General features: G+C 62.4%; 3 protein-coding genes. 1 reads left to right on the top strand and 2 read right to left on the bottom strand.

Going from position 1 to position 4,144, the window contains the following annotated elements:
- Together ACIREA_RS27800 and ACIREA_RS27795 are read right to left on the bottom strand one after the other, a co-directional pair.
- A partial coding sequence (locus ACIREA_RS27800; RefSeq protein WP_397385580.1) for an MFS transporter occupies positions 1 to 985 on the bottom strand: 985 nt, incomplete at its 3' end.
- A 24-nt stretch (positions 986 to 1,009) separates the two neighbouring features.
- On the bottom strand, positions 1,010 to 3,118 hold the full coding sequence (locus ACIREA_RS27795) for an alpha/beta hydrolase family protein (protein WP_397385579.1): 2,109 nt from the start codon (positions 3,116 to 3,118) through the stop codon (positions 1,010 to 1,012).
- A 13-nt stretch (positions 3,119 to 3,131) separates the two neighbouring features.
- On the opposite strand from ACIREA_RS27795, the gene ACIREA_RS27790 reads away from it, so the two are divergent.
- On the top strand, positions 3,132 to 4,144 hold a 1,013-nt coding region (locus ACIREA_RS27790; protein ID WP_397385578.1), incomplete at its 3' end, for a Gfo/Idh/MocA family protein.

Here is a 4,144-nt window from a genome sequence, read left to right as displayed (position 1 = left end):
CGCGAATGCGTTCGTTAGCTTCGCTGTCCACGTAGAGCTGTCCGGCGATGAAGAGGAAATCGTAGCAGACGCCGTGCAGGAGGATGGCCCCGAAGATGAGCACGGTGCCGGTGCTGTCAGCACTGGCGCTGAGCATGAAGTAGCGCACGGCCCAGGACAGGATGCCGAGGAAGATGGTCTTCTTGTAGCCGAGCTTTTTGAGCATCAGCGGCAGCAGCAGCAGGAAGACGATGTCGGAGACCTGAGCCAGGGTCATCTTCTGCGCCATGTCAGTCCACTTCAACTGCGTGAGGTAGGTGCCCATGTTCACGAAGTAGAAGTACAGCGGGATGCAGATGAGGAACATGCACAGGATGAAGATGGCAAAGGTGGGCTTCTTCAGCAGCGCCAGCGCATCCAGGCCGAGGACTTCGCTCAGAGGCACGTTCTGGCCTTTCTTCCTCGGCGGGGTGTGCGGCAGCGTCAGGGCAAACAGGCCAAACACCAGCGAGGTGCCGCCTGCGAGGTAGTATTGCAGCGATGACTGCTCGCCCTTCAACTGGCTGAGCACCACGCCCCCGGCGATCCAACCCAAGGCGGAGAAGATCTTCACGAAGGGGAAGTCCTTCTTCGCGTCTGCCAGATGGGTCATGGAGATGGAATTGCCAAGAGCCAGCGTGGGCGCGTAGAGCGTGCAGTAGAGGATGAGCGTGGGATAGACGCTGCCAAAGGTCTTCAACTGCGGGACGTAGAACATCACCAAGCCCCCGGCGATGCCGAGCACGGCGATGATTTTCTCCGAGGCAAAGAAGCGGTCGGCGATCAACCCCACGATGAAGGGCGAGAGGATGGCACCCCACGCAAACGCGCCGTAGGTCGCGCCGATCTCGGTGCCGGTGAAGCCCAGGGTGCCGAGGTAGCTGCCCAGCGTCATGTACCAACTGCTCCAGATGAAGTACTGGAGGAACATGAACAGGGAGAGCTTGATCTTGAGGGAGGATTGCATGGTGTGCGCGTTGTGGGTAAAGATTCACTTCATGCCGTCGGCGGCGGACCAGGGCTCGATGAGCTGGAGGTTCTGCTTCTGAAGCGCCTGATAGCAGGCAGGTAAATCAAAAATCTGCAATACCTGCGGCAGCATGAAGGCCGTGGGCCACTGCTGGTCCTCGTGAGAAGCGAGATCATGGAAGGAGGTGAGCGCATGTTTCAGCGTGACCTGCTTCACGCCAGGGCTGAGCACTGCGGCCAAGGCGGCAGGCACAGCGCCCCAGCCCTGACCGGCGAGGTAAATCTCCGTGTGTCCCGCTGCAACGAGAAGCTGGATCACGCGCAGTACATCGAAGGCGCGCTGGCCCAGCAGCGGGCGGTCGAGCATCTGACTGTAGGCGGCGTAGAAGTAATGGCTGCCGTAGAGGCCGAGGAATTGATTTGCGCCGCAGGTGTCGGGCTGGGAGTCGCCAATGCCGCGCACATCGCAGGCAAAGAAAGCGGCGTCGGGTGCGGAGGCGATGAGTTCCTGCACGAAGGAATCGCTGCGCAGTTCGGCATCGGCCGAGCGGTGGGAGATGTACAGCACGGCCTTGCTCTGTCCGCGTGGCAGGCGCGAGGTGAGGGCTTCAGCGCTCAAACGTGTGACCAGCGCGTGAATCATCGGCTCCGTCTCCACGGCATAGGTGCAGTAGCCTTTGGTGGGATACTTGCGTGAGCCCACGCTGCGCAGGATGCGGTAGTCGGGTGGTGCATCCGCGAGTGCAGGCAGCTTCAACACTTCACGCACGGCTTTCTGCAAAGCTGCGCCGCTCAGTGTCTTGCGCTTGGCAGCCAGATCGTCCGCTTTCTCACGCGTGAAACTCATCAGCGTGCGAGAGCCAGACTCGGCCACCTGCCCCTTGGGCGTGCAGAGCAGGTCTGCGTCTTTCTCGATCGTCATCGCCGGTTCGGCGGCTGCGGCGGGAATGCCGGTGGCTTTGCCAAAGAAGCGATACATCGCCTCGCGGTTGGACTGCGTGTAGCCGTGTGGATCAGGGCCGATGTGGAGCTGGATGTTCTCCGGCTTGCCGAGGAGCGTGTAGAGTTTCTTCAGCCGTTCGTAGGATTCCGTGGAGCCGCGATTGTCGAAGAAGTCCTTCTCCTGCGCCAGGATGATGACCGGCTTCGGCGCCATGGCGGCGAGGAAGTCGCAGTGATCGAGATCGTTTGCGAGCACACGCGGCGGGCACTGCTCCATGTCCTGGGGGAGTTCGTTTTCGGCATCACGGCGAAAGGTGGTGATGAAGCAGGAGGGCGCGCCCATGGTGAAGCGTGGCTCCAGACCGCAGAGCCAGGTCGTCTGCGTGCCGCCGCCGGAGTTGCCGGTGATGCCGAGATGCTGCGGGTCGATCTCCGGCCGCGTGAGCAGATAGTCCAGCGCACGAATCCCATCCCACGCGAACCAGGTGCCGAGAAACTCGCCGACGAGCGTCTGCGGTGCGCCCATCTGATTGTGCTCCGTGGTGCCACCGCCGAGGCGGGAGCCGAGTTTCTCATTCAAATACTGGAAGCGCTCGCCCTGGCCGACGGGATCGATGAGGAAGCAGACCTGCCCCTGCCGGGCGAGGCCCTGCGCAAAGCTCTGGTAAGCCTCCGCCGCCTTGCCATTGAGCGAGTGGCCGCAGACGCCGATCACGCCGGGGACTTTGCCCTTGCGATTCGTGGGCAGGTAAAGATTTCCCGTGACCAAATAGCCGGGGCGGCTTTCAAAGACGATGTTTTCAATGCGGTAGCCATCGCGCTCCAAGGTCTTCGTGACCTTCGCATTGAGAGGTGTTTTTTCCGGCAGCGGGCCGAAGCACTGACGAATGCGCTCCTGCACCGACTTCACGTAGGCCTCGGCATCCGCCTTGGTTTTGAGGGCTTCGCGGCGTGCATTGCCACGCTGCTCGGCGGCGCGCACCTCGGCCACCAGCCAGTCCTGCATCATGCGGGGGAAGCGGTTCAAAGCGGGAACGGCGGACGCTGGAACTGTGGCTGCCTTTGCGGCCGTTTGAGCCAGGGCGGTACCTGTGCTGCCGAAGAAGGATTGGAGTACTGGCAGGCTCATCAGGCCCAGACCGGTGGTTTGCAGAAAGTCACGACGGCTGGGAAGGTGGGAGGTGTCCATGAGAGGTAGCGTGATGAATATCGGAACCAATGTGCGTTTCTTTCCCATGCACACGCCTGCTACTCCAAATCGTCGTCAATTTCTTAGCACCGCCGTTCCTTTCATTGTCTCCGCCGCCACGCTTGGCCGGGCGGGAGCCGTCTCTCCGAATGAGAAAGTACGCCTCGCCTGCATCGGTGTGGGCGGGCAGGGCACGAGCAACCTGCGGGCGCTGATGGCGGATGAACGTGTGCAGGTGGTGGCCATCTGCGATGTGGACTCCCAGCACGCCGCCGCTGCCGCGAAGCTGGCCGGACTGCCTGAGGGAGCGATCTTCAAAGACTTCCGCGAGGTGCTGGCGCGCAGCGATGTGGACGCCGTGATGAACGCCACGCCTGATCACTGGCACTCCAATGTGGCCATCGCTGCGGCGAAGGCGGGGAAGGATCTGTATTCAGAGAAGCCCCTCGGGGCCAGCATCACCGAAGGCCGCGCCATCTGCCGGGCGGTGGAGGAGAACAAGCGGGTGCTGCAGTGCGGCACCTGGCGGCGCTCCGGCCTGAAGGTGCGCATGGCCTGCGAGCGCGTGCGGAACGGCTACATCGGCCAGCTCAAGGAAATCGAGATCGGCGTGCCGGGGAAGTTTGCCATCCGTGGCGGCTACACCGGACTGGAGGCCCCTGAGGCCGTGCCTGCCCATTTGGATTACGCCATGTGGCTGGGCCCTGCCGCCGAGCAGCCGTACACGGCGGCACGCTGTCATTTCAACTTCCGCTGGATCGAAGCCTACGCCCCGGGCTACATCACCGACTGGGGCGCCCACTTCCTGGACGTGGCCCAATGGGGTGCCGGCATGGACGAAACAACGCCCACCGAAGTCAGCGCCACCGAGGTGAAGCGCCGCGACAAGGGCATCTACGACGCCGCCGAGAGCTTCCGCATCGAGTATCAGTACAACAATGGTGTACGCGTGGTCATGACCAGCACGGACGACAAGACCAAGTGGGGCACCCGGTTCATCGGCAGTGAGGGCTGGATCTACACCGA

It is taken from the genome of Prosthecobacter sp. (assembly GCF_044373815.1).
GTDB lineage: Bacteria > Verrucomicrobiota > Verrucomicrobiia > Verrucomicrobiales > Verrucomicrobiaceae > Prosthecobacter.
Note: the sequence above shows the minus strand (reverse complement) of the source record. Positions and strands in the feature narration are given on the sequence as shown.

Excerpts from the sequence above, each read along its gene's own strand:
- ACIREA_RS27795 (WP_397385579.1), bottom strand. The coding sequence starts at position 3,118 with ATGGACACCTCCCACCTTCCCAGCCGTCGTGACTTTCTGCAAACCACC.